This is a genomic window from Streptomyces sp. NBC_01190, from assembly GCF_045039895.1.
In the GTDB taxonomy this organism is placed as follows: domain Bacteria; phylum Actinomycetota; class Actinomycetes; order Streptomycetales; family Streptomycetaceae; genus Actinacidiphila.
Genome location: NZ_CP108580.1, coordinates 3,132,553 through 3,149,095, shown reverse-complemented (window position 1 = coordinate 3,149,095; position 16,543 = coordinate 3,132,553). Strand labels below are relative to the sequence as shown.

At 72.4% G+C, this 16,543-nt stretch carries 18 protein-coding genes; 11 read left to right on the top strand and 7 right to left on the bottom strand.

The features are described from left to right. The first annotated feature begins 56 nt into the window (after positions 1 to 56). The 4 genes from OG519_RS13125 (at position 57) to OG519_RS13110 (ending at position 2,202) form a co-directional block, all read left to right on the top strand. Positions 57 to 485, top strand: a complete 429-nt coding sequence (locus OG519_RS13125; protein ID WP_405582814.1) for a protein-tyrosine phosphatase family protein — start codon at positions 57 to 59, stop codon at positions 483 to 485. A gap of 102 nt (positions 486 to 587) precedes the next feature. Next, positions 588 to 971 carry an ArsR/SmtB family transcription factor gene (locus tag OG519_RS13120; RefSeq protein ID WP_405582812.1) on the top strand — a complete coding sequence of 128 codons (384 nt, stop codon included), beginning with the start codon at positions 588 to 590 and terminating at the stop codon, positions 969 to 971. Beyond that, the gene (locus OG519_RS13115; RefSeq protein ID WP_405582810.1) at positions 968 to 1,720 is read left to right on the top strand and encodes an aquaporin; all 753 of its coding nucleotides are present in this window, start codon (positions 968 to 970) and stop codon (positions 1,718 to 1,720) included. The genes OG519_RS13120 and OG519_RS13115 overlap by 4 nt, the downstream gene beginning before the upstream one ends. A gap of 23 nt (positions 1,721 to 1,743) precedes the next feature. After that, positions 1,744 to 2,202: an arsenate reductase ArsC gene (locus OG519_RS13110; RefSeq protein ID WP_405582808.1), complete on the top strand. Its 459-nt coding sequence runs from the start codon at positions 1,744 to 1,746 to the stop codon at positions 2,200 to 2,202. Between the two features lie 148 nt (positions 2,203 to 2,350). Here the strand turns inward: OG519_RS13110 and OG519_RS13105 are convergent, their stop codons facing one another. Further along, a complete protein-coding gene (locus tag OG519_RS13105; RefSeq protein ID WP_405582806.1) occupies positions 2,351 to 3,274 on the bottom strand; it encodes an NmrA family NAD(P)-binding protein in 924 nt (307 codons plus the stop codon). A 101-nt stretch (positions 3,275 to 3,375) separates the two neighbouring features. Between OG519_RS13105 and OG519_RS13100 the strand changes: the two genes are divergently transcribed. Next, positions 3,376 to 3,942, top strand: coding sequence for a TetR/AcrR family transcriptional regulator (locus OG519_RS13100; protein WP_405582804.1), 567 nt, complete (start codon positions 3,376 to 3,378; stop codon positions 3,940 to 3,942). 48 nt (positions 3,943 to 3,990) lie between these two features. Here the strand turns inward: OG519_RS13100 and tgmC are convergent, their stop codons facing one another. The 3 genes from tgmC to OG519_RS13085 form a co-directional block, all read right to left on the bottom strand. Further along, positions 3,991 to 5,205: an ATP-grasp peptide maturase system methyltransferase gene (gene tgmC / locus OG519_RS13095; protein ID WP_405592698.1), complete on the bottom strand. Its 1,215-nt coding sequence runs from the start codon at positions 5,203 to 5,205 to the stop codon at positions 3,991 to 3,993. A gap of 276 nt (positions 5,206 to 5,481) precedes the next feature. After that, on the bottom strand, positions 5,482 to 5,772 hold the full coding sequence (locus OG519_RS13090; protein ID WP_405582803.1) for a DUF397 domain-containing protein: 291 nt from the start codon (positions 5,770 to 5,772) through the stop codon (positions 5,482 to 5,484). After that, positions 5,732 to 6,610 (bottom strand): helix-turn-helix domain-containing protein, encoded by an 879-nt coding sequence (locus OG519_RS13085; protein WP_405582801.1) that lies wholly within the window; start codon positions 6,608 to 6,610, stop codon positions 5,732 to 5,734. The genes OG519_RS13090 and OG519_RS13085 overlap by 41 nt, the downstream gene beginning before the upstream one ends. 391 nt (positions 6,611 to 7,001) lie before the next feature. Here OG519_RS13085 and OG519_RS13080 point away from each other — a divergent pair, with 391 nt between their 5' ends. The 3 genes from OG519_RS13080 (at position 7,002) to OG519_RS13070 (ending at position 9,420) form a co-directional block, all read left to right on the top strand. Further along, positions 7,002 to 7,571 (top strand): Uma2 family endonuclease, encoded by a 570-nt coding sequence (locus OG519_RS13080; RefSeq protein WP_405582799.1) that lies wholly within the window; start codon positions 7,002 to 7,004, stop codon positions 7,569 to 7,571. A 460-nt stretch (positions 7,572 to 8,031) separates the two neighbouring features. Continuing rightward, positions 8,032 to 8,757, top strand: coding sequence for an alpha/beta hydrolase (locus tag OG519_RS13075; protein WP_405582797.1), 726 nt, complete (start codon positions 8,032 to 8,034; stop codon positions 8,755 to 8,757). 33 nt (positions 8,758 to 8,790) lie between these two features. Continuing rightward, positions 8,791 to 9,420, top strand: coding sequence for a TetR/AcrR family transcriptional regulator (locus OG519_RS13070; RefSeq protein ID WP_405582795.1), 630 nt, complete (start codon positions 8,791 to 8,793; stop codon positions 9,418 to 9,420). 80 nt (positions 9,421 to 9,500) lie between these two features. Here OG519_RS13070 and OG519_RS13065 read toward each other — a convergent pair whose 3' ends face one another. Both OG519_RS13065 and OG519_RS13060 read right to left on the bottom strand, forming a co-directional pair. Then, positions 9,501 to 10,169, bottom strand: a complete 669-nt coding sequence (locus OG519_RS13065; protein WP_405582793.1) for a hypothetical protein — start codon at positions 10,167 to 10,169, stop codon at positions 9,501 to 9,503. Between the two features lie 468 nt (positions 10,170 to 10,637). Then, positions 10,638 to 11,783, bottom strand: a complete 1,146-nt coding sequence (locus tag OG519_RS13060) for a methyltransferase domain-containing protein (RefSeq protein WP_405582791.1) — start codon at positions 11,781 to 11,783, stop codon at positions 10,638 to 10,640. Between the two features lie 550 nt (positions 11,784 to 12,333). Here OG519_RS13060 and OG519_RS13055 point away from each other — a divergent pair. Both OG519_RS13055 and OG519_RS13050 read left to right on the top strand, forming a co-directional pair. Continuing rightward, the gene (locus tag OG519_RS13055; RefSeq protein WP_405582789.1) at positions 12,334 to 13,044 is read left to right on the top strand and encodes a copper homeostasis protein CutC; all 711 of its coding nucleotides are present in this window, start codon (positions 12,334 to 12,336) and stop codon (positions 13,042 to 13,044) included. Beyond that, positions 13,041 to 13,589, top strand: a complete 549-nt coding sequence (locus tag OG519_RS13050; protein WP_405582787.1) for a hypothetical protein — start codon at positions 13,041 to 13,043, stop codon at positions 13,587 to 13,589. The genes OG519_RS13055 and OG519_RS13050 overlap by 4 nt, the downstream gene beginning before the upstream one ends. A 151-nt stretch (positions 13,590 to 13,740) precedes the next feature. On the opposite strand, the gene OG519_RS13045 is transcribed toward OG519_RS13050, so the two are convergent. Next, positions 13,741 to 15,846, bottom strand: a complete 2,106-nt coding sequence (locus OG519_RS13045; RefSeq protein WP_405582785.1) for a HelD family protein — start codon at positions 15,844 to 15,846, stop codon at positions 13,741 to 13,743. 449 nt (positions 15,847 to 16,295) lie between these two features. On the opposite strand from OG519_RS13045, the gene OG519_RS13040 reads away from it, so the two are divergent. Beyond that, positions 16,296 to 16,517 carry a hypothetical protein gene (locus OG519_RS13040; protein ID WP_405582783.1) on the top strand — a complete coding sequence of 74 codons (222 nt, stop codon included), beginning with the start codon at positions 16,296 to 16,298 and terminating at the stop codon, positions 16,515 to 16,517. The last annotated feature ends 26 nt before the right edge of the window (positions 16,518 to 16,543 follow it).

The window sequence follows — 16,543 nt, the reverse complement described above, 5'->3', positions numbered from 1 at the left end:
CGGCGAAGGCTCGGAAGCGGCCTGACCGTCGGCCGGACGGGGGATAGGTTCGCAGGATGACCACGTCATGGGACCCCACGGCGGCGGGTGTGCTGCGGCTGCCCTCCGGCCGGCTCGTCCGCGGCCGGGGGCTACGCCGGCCGCTCCCGCCGGGCCCGCGGCCGACCTTCGCGCTCTACCTGCTGGGTCACCGGCCACCGCCGGTCGGCTGGGAGAGCCGCTGGCTCCGCTGGCCGGACTTCTGGCTGCCGTCCGACCGCACCGCGACCGCGGCCGCGCTGCGCGAGGCATACGCGCGCGCCGAGGACGAACGCGTCGAGATCGCCTGCGCCGGCGGAAAGGGACGTACCGGCACCGCCCTGGCCTGCCTCGCCGTGCTCGACGGGGTGCCCAGCCGCGCGGCCGTCGCCTACGTCCGGGAGCACTACGCCCCGCGCGCCGTCGAGACACCCTGGCAACGCCGCTTCGTCCACCGCTTCCCGTAGCGGGGGCCTGCCCTCTCCCGGGACAGTGCCGGCCCCGTTGGCCCCGTTGACTCCTGTGACCCCGCTGTATCGATGTTCATCGATGTACGTCACGATGGACGTATGTCGAAACAGACCTCGCGGCCGCTTCCGGTCATCGGTCAGCCCGCCGCGCCGTGCCGCCCGGCGATCACCTCCGCACCGCTGGATGAGGATCAGGCCGCGGACCTGGCCAAGGTCTTCAAGGCGCTGGGCGATCCCGTGCGGCTGCGGCTGCTGTCGATGATCGCTTCCGGGGAGGGCGGCGAGGTGTGCGTCTGCGCGTTGACGCCGGCGTTCGACCTGGCCCAGCCGACGATCTCCCACCATCTGAAGCTGCTGCGGCAGGCCGGCCTGATCGACTGCGAACGCCGCGGGACCTGGGTGTACTACTGGGCGATGCCGGCGGCTCTGGAGCGGCTGGCCGCGGTGTTGCGGGTCCCGCGAGCCGCGGGGGTGGGCGCGTGACCGCCCCGGTGCCACTGCTCCGGCGGGCGGCGGCGGAGGCGGTCGGCACGGCCCTGCTGGTGGCGGTGGTGGTCGGCTCTGGCATCCAGGCCGCGCACCTGTCCAGCGATGGCGGCGTGCGGCTGCTGGCCAACTCCCTGGCCACCGTCTTCGGTCTCGGCGTGCTGATCACCCTGCTCGGGCCGGTGTCCGGCGCGCACTTCAATCCGGTCGTCACGCTGGCCGCCTGGTGGAGCGAGCGCCGTACGGGCCGCGGCCTGACCGGCCGCGCGGTGATCGCGTACGTCTCGGCCCAGACCCTGGGCGCGATAGCCGGCGCCGTGCTGGCGAACGCCATGTTCGCGCGGCCGCTGGTGCGGTGGTCGACCCACGACCGGTCCGCCGGGCATCTGTGGCTCGGCGAGGTGGTCGCGACGGCCGGCCTGGTGCTGCTCATCTTCGGTCTGGCCCGCACCGGTCGCGGCCAACTCACCCCGGCCTCGGTCGCCTCGTACATCGGCGCCGCCTACTGGTTCACCTCCTCCACCTCGTTCGCGAACCCCGCGGTCACGGTGGGGCGGGCGTTCACCGACACCTTCGCGGGGATCGCCCCCGCCTCCCTCGCGCCGTTCATAGCGGCCCAGTTCCTCGGCGCCGGGCTCGGCCTGGCCCTCGTCGTGCTCCTCTTCGGCCGGACCGCCCCCGCCCGGGCGGCCGTCCAAGACGCTGAGAGCGAGCTCAGCGCCCCCGTAGCCCCTTTGAACCCGTGAACACCCCCGCTGGGAGATCCGTCGTGACCGACTCCGCCCCTCGCCCGTCCGTGCTGTTCGTCTGTGTCCACAACGCCGGCCGGTCCCAGATGGCCGCCGCCTTCCTCACCCATCTCGCGGGCGACACCGTCGAGGTCCGCTCGGCCGGTTCGACCCCCGCCGACCAGGTCAACCCGGCCGTGGTCGAGGCGATGAGGGAAGCCGGCATCGACATCTCCGCCGAGACCCCCAAGGTCCTCACCGTCGAAGCCGTCCAGGCGTCCGACGTGGTGATCACCATGGGCTGTGGCGACACCTGCCCCGTCTTCCCCGGCAAGACCTACCTCGACTGGCAGCTCGACGACCCCGCCGGGCGCGGCGTCGAAGCGGTCCGCCCCATCCGCGACGAGATCGAGCGCCGCGTCCGCGCCCTCATCGCACAGATCACCCCGTCCCGGAACCCCGCGCCCGGGTCGGCCGACCGATCCCCGACCACTATCTGACCGCACGCCTGCCCCCGGAGAGGCGGTTGGTAGATCCCGTCTACGTAGACCAAATCTACGTAGATCGAATCTACGTAGACGGGATCTACCTAACTGTGCGCCACCGGTGGTGCGCTACGCCGCCGCCGTCGCCGTACGGCCCGCCGGGTCAGGCGGTGGGCGCCAGGTGCTGCCTGGCCCACTGGGCGAACGGGGTGAGGGGGATACCGAGGGCCTGGGCGAATTGGGGGCGGGCGGGCTGGGGGGCCGCGTTCATCCACTCGTGCGAGGCGCCCATGGGCGGCATGCCCGCGGTGAGCGCCTCCGCCACCGTCATATCCGGCGCGGCCAGGTGCGTGCCGAGGGTCCGGGAGAGGACGTCGGCGATCTGCTCCATCGTCAGGTAGTCCCCGGCCAGTTCCAGCTCGACCCGGTCGAACCGTTCCGGCGCGGTGACGGCGGCGGCAGCCGCCTTGCCGATGTCGTCCGCCGCGACGAGCGCCAGATGGGTCGTCGGCTTGAGCACGCTCACGATGCCGCCCTCGATGCCGCGTGGGAAGAGGAACGCCATGGAGGGAAGGAAGTTCTCCATGAAGAAGGCCGGCTTGATGAGGGTCCAGCGGGGGAAGCCGGCCGCGCGGACACGCTCCTGAAGCGCGGCCTTGGCTCCCAGGGTGGGCTCCATCGGCGCCCAGCGGCCTTCTGCCCAGCCGGGAGCGCTGGTGTGCTGCCCGGCGCCGGAGACGGAGGTGTGGACGAAGTGCGTCACCCCGGCGGCCTTGGCGCCCTCGATGAGGTTGACGCCCTGCGCCACCTCCCCCTCGAAGTCGAAGCCGTCCTCGGTCATGGCGGGCATCTGCACCGAGAAGACGGCGCGTGCCCCCTCGGCCGCCCGCACCACCGACCCGCGGTCGTGGAGATCGCCGAGGACCAGCTCGGCTCCGAGCGCTTCGACCGCCTTGGCCCGGGCGGAACCCGGATCACGCACCAGCGCGCGGACGGGAACGCCCGCCGTGAGCAGGGCGCGGGCCGTGGCGCCGCCCTGCCTGCCGGTGGCGCCGGTGACAAGGACGGGTGCGGAGTGTGTGGACATGCGTACTCCCGGGGCTGACAGCAGAAACGGCGGGGCCCGCCGTTTTCTCCCGGGGTACGATACGGCGGGGCCCGCCACTTAACAACGCCTGAGGTGACACGATGCCCGACCACCAGCGCGCGGACGCCCGGCGCAACTACACGCGGATCCTCGCCGTGGCCGAGGGGGAGGTCGCCGCCCACGGGGCCGACGCCTCGCTGGAACAGATCGCCCGTACGGCCGGGGTCGGCTCGGCCACCGTGCGCCGGCACTTTCCCACCCGCCGCGCGCTGTTGGAGGCGGTGTCCCGGAGCCGGATCGAGGTATTGGGCGCTCGCGCTCGCGACCTGACCGGCGACGACGACAGTAGGGGCGCGCTGCTGGCGTGGCTGAGCGACGTCGTCGCCTACTCCGCCTCCGCGCGGGGGCTGGCCGCCGCGCTCGCCTACGACGGTCCCGAGCCCGACCCGCTGCACGACAACTCCTGCGCCACAGCGCTGGAGCAGGCGGGCGCCCCACTCCTCCAGCGCGCCGTGGCCGACGGCGCGGTGGCGCCGAGTGTCACCGTCACCGACCTGATCACCCTGGTCGTCGGCATCGCGCTGGCCACGGAGAACCACCCCGACCCGGCCGCGGAGGCGGCCCGGCTCTTCCAGCTGACCGTGGCGGGCCTCAGCCCCCAGCGCTGACCGTGCCGGGGCCGGGGGTAGGGGCGCGGGCCGTCGGCCGAGGGGCCGTTACGGCGGCGGAAACGCCGCGTCCCCCCGGGTGGCGGAGGTGTTCGGGATGCGGTGCTCCCAGCGGAGGGCTGGGTCGGCGGCGATCCAGTAGGTGTGGGAGCGGTTGGTGACTCGGAGGTGGACCGCGTCGATGTCCGGCGATCCGGCCCGGTGCCAAGCGGTGAGGGTGTCCTCGACGGTGCTCCAGAGCGCGACCGGGCCACCCTGGCGGACCGTCCAGCCGGAGCCGTGGGGACCGTGGTTGAGCGCGGCGAAGGACTCCTGATCGGTGTCGAACAGGTACGTCGTCTGTTCACCGTCTTCCGCCGTGGAGCGGACCACCTGCACTCCAGGCAGCGCGAGTTGGACGAGAAAGGCGGGCATCCACTCGTCGAGTACGTCCGGCCCGACCGATGTGCGGTGCTCCGTCTCGGCGTATGCGGCACGAGCCGACAAGTCGCCGGCGAGGGGCGGGAGGGCCTGGGAGCGGGCGGGCATGAAGGAGGAGGGACCGATGATCCGCCCCTCGGCGGTACCGTCCCCGCGCACCACCAGCTTGGCCAGTCCGGTCCCGTACGACCACGACCCGACCGTGGCGAGGATGATTCCGCCGGGTGAGGTCTGGCGCACCCAGGTGTAGGGGATACGGCGGACCGCGCAGGTGGCGATCACCTTGTCGTACGGTGCTCGGTGCGGGTGCCCGAGCAGGCCGTCACCGGTGACGGTCCAGGTCGAGTACCCCACCGCCTCCAGCGCGGTGTCCGCACGGGCGGCGACCTCGGGGTCCACTTCGACGCTGGTGACGTTGTCCTCGCCGAGCCGATGGCACATCAGCGCGGTCGAATACCCCGTGCCCGTGCCGATTTCCAGCACGGACTGGTCGTCCGCCAAGTCCAGTGCCTCGATCATGCCGACGACGGTGGCGGGGACGGTGGAGGAGGAGGTCGGAAAGCCTCGAACGTGGCCGGCGATCTGATCGGCCGTGAGGTGACCGTCGAGTTGCGTCACGAGCGACTCGTCCCGGTAGGCGATCGCTGCCCACTCCGTCGGCTTGGTGTTCTCCGCCACGACCGGCCGCCATGCCCCGTCCTCCGTCGGCAGGAACACACCTGGTCGCAGGAACAGTTCGCGGGGTACGGCCTCAACAGCCGCCCGCAGGGGCGCCGAGCGCAGTGAGCCGCTCGCGGTGAGGCGATCGGCGAGGGCGCGGCGGTGGGCCGCGCCGCCGGGCAGCCCGTGGATGGCGCCGCCGAGCCCGTGGCGTACCCGTGCTGCCGCGAACCTCGCGTCCGCCTCGCCCAGATGTCCGAGGGACCGGCCAGGACGGTCGACGCCGATAGACGGCACGGACCTCAGCCCACCGTCGCGAACGGCTGCTGGTACGTGGCCAGGTAGGGCCGCATCCGGCTGATGCCCCAGGGGCGGGGTGCGGTGTTCTGCATGAACCCTCCAAATGACGCGCGGAAGTGGGAAGGGGCTGACCCCCTCCCGCTTCGGCGTGGGAGGTGGTCAGGCGGTGGGGAACACGCCGTTGGCGGTCGCGGTGACGAAGGCGGTCCAGGCGGCCGGGGTGAAGGTGAGGGCCGGACCGTGAGGGTCCTTGCTGTCGCGGACCGGGATGAGGTCGGGGAGGTTGTCGGCGACCTCGATGCAGTTTCCGCCATCCCCGCCGCTGTACGTGCTCTTGCGCCAACCGGCTCGGGTGAGGCTGTCGCTGGCTTCGATGCAGTTGTCGCCGCTGCCGCCGCTGTAGCTGCTCTTACGCCAAGTCAGCTCCGTCCGGCTGTACTTGAGGTCCATGCTCGTACTCCTCGGCTACCGCTTCGATGAGGGTCAGGGAGGCTTCCGGCGACAGCGCCGCCGCTCCGAGGAGATCGTAAGTCAGTGAGCAGCGCTTGACGGTCGCCGGATCGTCGACCAGCGACCCGGTTTCCAGGCCCTGGAGGTACGCCATCGGGGTATCGTCCTGGAAGGTCATGAGCTTCAGCGCACCTTCCATCCCCGCGTGGGCTCCCACGCCAAAGGGCAGCACCTGAAGGATGATTCGGTTGGTGCGGATCATGGTGGCCAGATGACGTAGTTGCTCGGCCATGATGAAGGGGCCACCTGCGGCGCGGCGGATCGCTGCTTCGTCAACGACCGCCCAATACAGGGGCCGGTCCGGGTTGTTGAAGATCTCTGCCCGCGCAAGTCGGGCCGCCAGTCGATTCCTGACTACTCCGTCGGAAACGAGCGGGTCGTAGCCACGGATCACGGCCCTCGTATAGGCGGGTGTCTGGAGCAGGCCCGGGACCAGGAGGGGCTCCCACTCCCTGATCGCCAGCGCCAAGGTTTCCAGTTCAGCGACGTCGGCGAAGTGCTCGCGGAACGGCGTTGCCCGGCCCGCCTCCAGGTTCCGTACGAAGAATCCGTCCGTGCCCAGGATCTCGTCCAACTGCACCGCCATGTCCGGCTGAATACGGCGCCGCCCGACCTCCAGGTTCGAGACGTGGGTCTTCGCGACGAAGAGCCGCGCGCCCAGCTCCTCCAGACTGAGCCCCGCCTGCTCGCGCTTGAAGCGCAACTCGGAGCCGTACAGCTCCCGTGACGACGCCGTGACGTCGAGCTTCTTGGGTTTTCCCGGTTGCCGTTGGGTCATTGCGCTGCTCCCTTGCGTGCGAGAGTGAGCTCGATCAGAGCTATGACCGACCGTAGCGACCCCTCACCCGCCGTGCAGCCAAAAACCCAAAACTACGCACGTACTAGCTAACGCCCTCCCTGCCCCCTGACGCCTCCACCTCCCTCCGCCGAGCCATCCCAGAGCGGATCGCGCTCAAGTGCGCGCCCGCATACTGCCCCCGGCCACACCCCGCCACCTGGCACGACAGTGAAGACGCCACCCGCGCCCGGTGGCAGGCCACGGTCACTACACGACGCGAATCGCTGCGCGCCCCGCGGTAGCCACCGCAGCCGCAGGTGGGCGACACCGGCCCCGCGACCAAGCACACTGGAGACGGTCACAAGGAGCAAGGAGAAGGGGGGCGGAAGGCGTGAGCGTTGCCAGCATCGAGCAGCACAGCGGGCCCTGGACCGTCGCGGACGTTCTCGCCCTGGACGAGGACCGCAGGTACCGGTACGAGCTGCTCGGCGAGTCTCTGGTCATGTCCTCCGCCCCCGGCCTGCGCCACCAGCGCGCCGCATTTCGCCTCCATGTCGCCTTGGACGCTGCGGCCCGCGCGGCCGGCGCCCCGGTCGAGGTTCTGGAGGCCATCAACGTCACTCTGCCGTCCGGCCTGGTCGTCCCGGACATCGTGGTCGCCGACGCGGGCGCGACCGCCGAGGACGGCGTCAGCATCGACGCCGAGGCGGTGCTGCTCGTGGTCGAGTCGGTCTCCCCGGGCAACGCCACCATGGACCGTCGCTTCAAGCCCCTGCTGTACGCCGAGGCCGGCATTCCCGCCTACTGGCGGCTGGAGAGCGACCCCGGACCGATGCTGGTGATCTCCGAACTGCAGGGCAGTCGGTACATCGAGCGCACCACCGCGCTGGCCGGCTTCGTCACCGGCGTCAGCGAGCCGTTCCCCTTCCAGATCGACCCCGCAGGACTCACCCGCCAGTAATCCCACCCCGCACCGCACCGCAGCGCCCGGCGAACCGCGCGCTGTCAAAGAGCGCTGCCCCGTCACACCCCGTCCAGGACACGCCGGGTCGTCCCGGGCGTTGGCCACAGCCGGCTGCTCTTACGGCAAGGGTGGACAAACGGGTGCTTTCGCGTCCCGTTGCCGCTTCACATACGGCACCAGCCACGACTCCGGCTGTGGTACCGGACAGTTGGCCGCATCTCCCCCGACTCAGCACCGGCCGCCGCCGGTGTGCGTGGCGACGGTGATCGAGTCGCCATTGTGGTCGGTCACCTTGGTCAGGTCCGCGCCGTAGGTGTCGACGGTGTAGGTGATGACCGTGGGTAGCCGCCGATGGTGGACGTTGTGTCCAGACAGTGTGTATGGTTGATGGAGTAGAAGGAATCTGCCCAGGTCAGCCAGGTCGCGTGCGGGCACGCGGCTGGATCAGGAGATCGCCATGTCGGACGTAGACACCACCCGCCCCGTATTCCTGCTCGTGCCGGGGGGTCACCACGGCCCCTGGGTCTACGAGCGGCTCCAGGCCGTGCTGGCCGACCATGGCTGGGCGAGCCACGCCATGAGCCTGCGCAGCGCCGTAGCGGAGGAGGCGGCGGGGGAACCGCTGCCCGGGGTGTACGACGACGCCGAGGCCGTCCGCGCCGCCGCCGGGGCGATCGACGGGCCGGTCATCGTCGTGGCGCACTCGTACGCCGGGGTGCCGGTCACCGAGGCGCTGCCCGACCTGCCCAACGTGGTGCACGCCGTCTACGTGGCCGCGTACATGCTGGACGTGGGCGAGGGGATGTTCCAGACGCACGGTGTGCCGGTGCCGGAGTCCCTGGCCGGGCTGCGGCCGCCGGAGAACCCGGACCTCAACCTGCCGGCCGCCTTCTACGACGGCGACCCGGCGAACCCGGAGACCGCGGCGGCGTCCGCCCGCCTCCTGCCGCAGACGGTACGCGCGGACTACGAGACGGTGACGCGGGCCGGCTGGCGGAACGTCCCCAACAGCTACGTCATCCCCGAGGCGGACGTCTCCATCACCGGCACCGTCGCGGAGCGGATGGCGGCGCGCGCCGACACCGTTTACCGCGTTCCCGGGCACCACGCGCCCTTCTACTCCCACCCGAAGGAGTTCGCCGAGACGCTGATGGAGATCGGGACGCGTACGATCGAGGGCTGAGCGGCGAAACGCTCCTTCTTCGAGGTGGGAAACATGGGCTCCGTCACCCGACAGCGCCGGGACGCGAACAGGCGCTCCCCGGCGGAGGAGCAGTTGGTGGCCGCGCTGGAGCGGCTGCTCAAGGGCGGGCGCGTCTTCACCGAGATCAGCGTGCAGCAGATCCTCGAAGAGGCGGGCGTGTCCCGCGCCACCTTCTACGCGCGTTTCCGGGACAAGTCGCAGCTTCTGATCCGGCTCACCGACGGGCTGCGGGCGCGGCTGCTCGGGCTGGCCCAGGCGTGGGACCCGGCCGCGGGGGAGGACGGCGCCGAGCGGTACGCGCGGTTCTTCTCGCAGGTCATCGCGATCCACCGGGAGAATTACGCGGTGCTGTCCGCCGTCAGGGAGCTGGCGGCCTACGACGCGGCGGTTCAGGACTTCTACACGGCCGACCTGGAGGAGTTCGAGAAGGCCGTCTACCAGACGCTCGTCGACCAGCAGAGGTCCGGTGACACGGTCGCCGATCTCGACGCGGTGGCCGCCGGCCGGATCATCGTGTGGGGCGGGGCGCAGGCGATCGCGCACCACATCGGGGTGGACGACGGGAGCGGGGACGCCGCGTTCGCCCGGGAGTTGGGGAAGATCTGGTGGTACGGGGCGTACCGGCGGGGGGACGGCGGGTAGCGGGTCGGCCGGGGTCGGGGGCCGACTGGTTGGGGGCCGGCGGCCCGTGGGTCAGCCGCCTCCCGCCCGGCCCCGGCGGCTCAGCCGAGCAGCTCCAGTTCGGTCGCGAGGTTGCGGCGGGCGATGGGCTCCCAGTGCGTACGGCCGTACTCGGTGCGGAACAGTGTTGGCAGAGCGAGGAGTTGGGTGAGGATCTCGGCGCGGCCGGTGCGGAAGGCGTCGTCCGGGACGAAGCCGTACTCCTCGCGGACAGCGGCGGCGTAGGCCGCGTAGGCGGCGGGGTCGCCCGCCAGGACGGCGAGGTCGGCGTCGCACAGCGCCTCGCCGTTGCGGTCGCCGGGGGCCGGGTCGTGGGTGATGGTGAGCCGGACCAGGCGGGCGACTTCCGCCGTACGGTCCTGGTCCAGGCCGGCTTCTCTCAGGGCGCGTTCGGCGAGGTTGGCGCTGCGCTCCTCGTTCTCGGTGCGGTCGGGACGGTAGACGGCGTCGTGGAACCAGGCGGCCAGCGCGACGGTGTCGGGGTCGTCCGCGTGGGCGGTCAGCTCGGTGGCGCGGGCCAGTACGGCGACCAGGTGGTCGAGGGTGTGATAGTGCCGCTGCGGTTCGGCCCACCGTTCCAGCAGGTCCGTGCCGTACAGGGCGGGGTCGGGCGCGTGCTCCGGGTCCTTCTGGCAGCGGCGCAGCAGGTCGCACCACTCGGCGAGGAGGGCGGCGTAGCGGGGGTGCGCGGCAGCGGGCGTGGTGGGCATGCGGGATATTGTGCGGTACGGGTGGGGCGGGCGGGGCGGCGCCCTGCGGGCGGCCGGTAGCGGTGTGGGGCGCCCCTGCGGTGGGCTTGGCCTTGCGGCGGCTTTGGCCTGCGGCGCTGCGGCCGTGCGGCTCTGCGGGTTTCTCGGGGTGCCGGTTGTTTTTTCGGTGCGGGTGCGTTGGGGCTGGGCGCGCAGTTCCGCCCCCAGAGCTTCGCCTGGGGGGACCCCCACCAGAGCTTCGCCTGGGGGGACCCCCACCAGAGCTTCGCCTGGGGGGACCCCCACCAGAGCTTCGCCTGGGGGGACCCCCACCAGAGCTTCGCCTGGGGGGACCCCCACCAGAGCTTCGCCTGGGGGGACCCCCAGCGCCACCTTTGGGGGCTTGGGTTCGCCGACGCACGGGTCCCCGCGGCCCTTTCGGGCTTGGGTTCGCCGGCGCATGGGGCCTCGCGGCCCTTTCGGGCTGGGTTAGGAGGGGTGGGGGGTGTTGAGCCAGATGTGGTGGGTTGGGGGGGTGACGGTGAGGCCGAAGCGGGTGGGGGTGGGGCGGCCGTGGCTTTCCCACCAGCGGACGGCGCTCTCGACCTCGTCCCAGAGGCGGCGCGGGCCGGACTGGTGGACCACGGACTCGCGGTGGCCGTCGCGGAAGACGATCACCGCCCAGGAGCGGTCGGTGCGGCTGTAGAACCAGATCGGGCGGGTCCGGCCCCGTTTTTCCGCCACCGCCTGCACGCAGTCCCGCACGAGCAGGCCGAGGACGAAGGGGTCGGGGGCCTGCGGGCCGGAGTGGAAGCGGGTCTCGGTCAGGGTGCTGACGCTGCGGTCGGCGGTGTCGGTGCCCTCGGGCGGCACGTAGTCGCGGTGGCGGATCGTGGCGCGGCGCTGGGCGCGTAACTTCATGAACTCCACCAGCCCCCCGAAGCGGCCGCAGGCCTCCGCCCCGTCGACCGCGAGGCGGACGATGGCGTCACCGTTGGCGTAGTGCGTGCCCCAGGGCGCGAGGATGAAGCCGCCGGGGGCGATCTGCTCGATCCAGGCGGCCGGGATCTCGCGCAGGCCGCAGGTGGCGATGATCCGGTCATAGGGCGCGCCCGGGGGGTGGCCGAGCGAGCCGTCGCCGGTGATCACGGTGGGGTTGAGGCCGGCCCGGGCCAACGCGGCGCGGGCGGTGGCGGCGACGGCCGGGTCCACCTCGACGGACGTGACGGCCGCGTCGCCGAGGCGGTGGGCGAGCAGGCCGGCGTTCCAGCCCGTACCGGTGCCGATCTCCAGGATCCGCAGGCCCGGCCGTACGTCGAGCCGAGCCAGCATCGAGGCGACGACGGACGGCATCGAGGCGGAGGAGCTCGCCACCCGGCCGGGTGAGGTGCCGGTGTGCCGGCCGTCGTCCCACTGGGTGACGATCGGCACGTCGGCGTGGGCGTACGCTTGCCAGGCCCACGGGTCGGCGGACTTGGCGACGGCGACGTTGTCCCCGGCGTCCGGGTCGTAGGGCCACATCAGCTCGGGCAGAAAAGCGCAGCGGGGCACGTCCGCGAACGCCGGCGCCCAATCCGGCGCCAGCGCCGCCGACTCGAACAGTTCCCTCCCCAGCGCGGCCCAACTCCGCTCCACATCCGTCCGACTCGGCCCACCCGCCCTCTCAAGGCTCGTCCGCCCGGCCACGTCCACCAACCCCTCCCATCGACAGCGCCCGCCCCACGCGGCGCCGAAGCATGCACGGTGTGTGATCGACACGCTACTCAACGTGCGCCCCGCAGTGTGCGGCTGCACCCATACGGAGTACCCCCGACCGCCGCCCGGCTGCGAAGCCCTCGTTCGTCCGGTGGGGGGTCGGGGCGGTGTTGAGGGCGGCGCCATCACCGGCCCGCGCGGGGTCCGATCGCGGCACGGATATCCATAGCCCTCTTGGCGCGCGGGTTTCCGCGACGTGAGCGTCTGGCGGGGGCGGGCGGCTGGTCCGCCGGGTCGACGCGGGGCGGGGCGTCGGCGGGCGGGGGTTGCTGGTGCGGTGTCACCTTTGCGGTCGGCCCGGCGGGGGTTGTTACCTGACGGTGTTTCATGTCGGGGGCATGGAACGCGGTGGCGGAATCGTTCTCGGGGGATCGGATGAAGGCTGGGGGCGCCTCTCGCGCGGGAGTGACGGGTGTGGCACCATCCTCATATGTCTAGACCAATCTTCGAGGTGATCGCGCTCGGCGCAGACGATGCCGTAGCGGCCCAGGACGGCGGGGCGGACCGCCTTGAACTGGTCACCGACATGGCGGCGGACGGGCTGACGCCGAGCCGGGCCACGTTCGGCGCGATCCGGGCCGCCGTGGACATCCCGCTGCGCGTGATGCTGCGGCTGTCCGACGGGTTCAGCGTCAGGGACGCGCAGGAGCTGGACGCGCTGTGCGAGGCGGCGCAGGGGCTGCGGGCCGAGGGCGCCGAGGAGTTCGTGCTCGGGTTTCTCGACGCCAGGGGCTGGGCCGACCTGGACGCCGTGCACGCCCTGGTGGACGTGCTCGACGGCTGCCAGTGGACCTTCCACCGCGCCTTCGACCGGGCCGCCGACCGGGACGCGCTGCGTTTGCAACTCGCCGGGCTGCCCGGCCTCGACACCTATCTGACCGCCGGATCCGCGCACGGCGTCGCCGACGGCCTCGCCGTGCTCAGCGCGGAAGCCGCGCGGGTCGGCGAACCCGGCTACGAGCCCAGGCTGCTGGTCGGCGGCGGGCTGCTCCTCGACCACGTGCCGGGACTGCGCGCGGCCGGCCTGGACGCCTTCCATGTCGGCGGGGCGGTACGGCGCGACGGCTGGGCCGGCTCCGTCGACGTCACCGCGGTCCGCGCCTGGCGGCAGGCCCTGGACACACCGGTGGCGGTGGGTTGAGCTGGGACCCGCTGGACGCGCTGCCGCCCGACGAGCCCGACCGGTCCTTCCCCCGCCGCACCTGCTGGCCGGAACGGCACTGGCTGAACGTCCCCGGGCCGTTCTACGTCGGGATGAACGACTCCTGCTGGACAGGACGGATATGCGCGCCGGCCAACGTCTGCTACGGCGAGTACCAGGGCTACACCGGCTTCCACAACGAGTACGTCTACCGGCAGCCGCGAACTCCCACCGAGGTGCTGGCCGTTGTCGAGGCCGCCTGGAGCGACCCCTACAGCGGCTACGCCTACGACGGCGACGAGCACTGGACGCCGTCGGCCGTGCGTGAGTGGTGGAAGGACCGGGGCCGGGTGCGGGCGTACGTCGACGCGCTCGCCGCCCACTGGGCCGACAGTGCCCGCGCCGACGAGCGGGAGGCGGCGGCGGGCCTGCGCGAGTACGGCGCGTATCTGCGCTGCGGGCTCGCGGCCGACCTGCGCCGCTATCTCTTCCGGCTCGAGGAGGGCGACTATCCGGCCGAGGGGGCTTGCTGTCCGGAGTTATAGGTCGCGGGATCTTTGGACCTGGGAGGTCCTCGGCGCCCCAGGCCTGGGCACCCCGGACGTGGTCAGCCCGGACCTGAGCACCTTGGCATCCCGGACCCCGGGCCTCCGGCGCCCCGGACCCCCGGGCCCAGGGCGTGACCCGTCCTGGCCCTCACCGCAGCGCCTCCGGCAGCGGCTCCGCGTGCACCACCGTCAGCCCCGACACCGCACGGGTCAGCGCCACGTACAGCCGGCGCAGCCCCGTACGGGCATCCGGCTCCGCGGCCACGAGCGCCGCGGGATCGTCCAGCACCACGTAGTCGTATTCCAGGCCCTTCGCCAGCGAGGCCGGCACCAGGGTGAGGCGGGCGGACGCCGAGGTCTCCTCGCCGGGGGAGAGGTGGGCGAGGCCGGCGGCGGCGAGGGCGGCGGCCAGCTCCGGGATCCGGGGGTCCGCCGCGATGAGGCCGATCGAGCCCTCGAAACCGAGGGACGCGCGGCACGCGTCCACCACCGCCGAGTCCAGCCCGGCGCGCGGCACCTGGCGGATGGCGAGCGCGCCCGCCGACTCACGGACCGAGGTCGCGGGAGCCAGTCCTGGGGCGATGGCGGGCAGCAGCCGCGACGCGTACGCGATCACCTCCCGGGGGACACGGAAGCCGCGCGTCAACTCCTCGACGTGGGCCTCCGGTTTGCCCAGATGGGCCAGCGCCTCGGCCCACGACGAGGTGGCCCACGGGGTGGTGCCCTGGGCGAGGTCGCCGAGCACCGTCGCGGACCCGGTGGAGCAGCGGCGCCCCACCGCCCGGTACTGCATCGGGGAGAGGTCCTGCGCCTCGTCCAGCACCACATGGCCGAGCGAAGACGTGCGCTGGACCAGGTCGTTCGCCTCGTCCACCAGCACCGCGTCCGCCGCCGACCAGCGCGCCGACTTCAGGCCGCGGGCCGGCTTCTGCCAGCCGATCACCGCCTGCTCCGCCGGACTCAGCAACCCGTCGGCGCACGAGGCCAGGAACTCCGGCTCGGTGAGCAGCCGCAGCACCGTCTTCGCCGGATCCACCGGCGGCCAGCACGCCTTCACCACGGCCTTCACCGCCGGGTTGCGGGCCACCGCGTCCTGCACCCGGTCGTCCGGCGCCTCCCCGGCCCGCTCCATCTGGACGAGCACGGCGTGCGCGATCCGCTGCGGCAAGGCGTCGCGGGCGGCCCCGTAACGGATGTCACGGTCCGCCAACTCCCGCACGATCTCTTCCAGTTCATAGGCCGGCACCCGCCAGCGCCGGGATCCCCTGACCACCATCACCGGCTCCTTCGGCATGGCGATCGCCGAACGGACCGCCCGCCGCAGGACCTTCGCCATCCGGGCGTCGCCCTTGATCCGGGCGGCCTCCGCCGTATCCGCGCCCCGCACCTCGACATGGGCCACCAGATCGTCCACCGTCGCCTGCTTGACCTGGAGTTCGCCCAGCGCAGGCAGCACCTGCTCGATGTACTGGAGGAAGGACTTGTTCGGCCCGATCACCAGCGTGCCGGTACGGGCCAGCCGCTCCCGGTGCGCGTACAGCAGATACGCCACCCGGTGCAGGCCGACCGCCGTCTTGCCGGTACCGGGACCGCCCTGCACACAGACCGAACCCGCGAGCCCGGCCCGGACGATCTCGTCCTGCTCCGGCTGGATGGTGGCGACGATGTCCCGCATCGGGCCGACACGCGGGCGCTCGATCTCGCTCTGGAGCAGCTTGCTCGACGTCTCCGACTCGGCCGGGTCGGAGAGGTGTTCGTCCTCGTACGCGGTCAACTCGCCGCCGGTGTAGCCGAATCGGCGGCGCAGCGCCACATCCATCGGCTCGGCGCGGGACGCGCGGTAGAAGGGCTGCGACACGGGGGCACGCCAGTCGACGACCATCGGGTCGCCCTTGGCGTCGTGCACGTGCCGCCGCCCGATGTAGAAGCTCTCGCCCTCGGCGTCCTCGGCCGGTTCGCTGCCCGGGGCGCGGCGGTAGTCGAGGCGGCCGAAGAAGAGCGGGGTGCCGGCGAGATCGGCCAGCGCCTTGATCCGCACCTCGATCTCGCCGGCCAGGATCTTGGCGTTGACCCAGTTCCCGGTGACGTCGGTGATGTCGAGCGCCTCGACGTCGTGGCGCATGGCCCGCAGGGCGTCCCGGGAGGAGGCGAGGTGGTCGCGCTCGCGGCGCAGCGGATCCGACGGGTCCCGGGGTGGTTCCTGGGGCTGGGATTGGGGTTGGGGCTGGGGTGGGGTCTGGGCGGGCGAGGGCACGGCTTTGCCTCCGGCTCGGAGATGGATCCGTAGGGATCACGCGGATCCATGCGGTTCGGTACGGCTCATGACGGCTCGCGGCGGCCGGCCGTCCGGCTGGGCGGGCGGGCGGGCGGTGCCGGACGTACCGGGACGTCCGGGGACGCGCACGAGGCGGTGTCACGAGGAGCCGGCCGGTTTCCGTCCGGGCGGCGGCGCTCCCGAGGGGAGGCGGCAAGACCGGCGATCATACGCTTCGGGCCGGAGCGGTGCGAACGGTTTTACGGCGCGTCGCGGAGTCCGGTTTACGGCGCGGGGTCCGGTCTGCGGCGGGTCGCGGGGTGCGGGCACTCGGGGTCCGACCCTGGGCCGGGTCAGGGGCCGAGGTCCGCCCGGCGGCGGACACGCCCGGCCGAGATCTACCTCCCCGGTCCGACGTACTCCGGACGCCGGAATCGTAGGGTTGAAATATGGCATCTCCTACGACTTCGACCTATTTCTCCCGCCCCAGCACCCACGGTGGCACCTCGCTGGGCGCCCACCCGGCGGACGTCGACCACCGCCTCGGCAACGCGCTGCACGCGGTCCGCACCTACGCGGGCGCCGCCGTCCAGGTCGCCGTCTTCGGGGAGGACGGCATGCGGTACGTGATCAATCCGCTGCTCAGGTGGCGACCGCGGCGGTGGCGCTGAGCCGGGCTCTTTATGGCGCGCGGGTG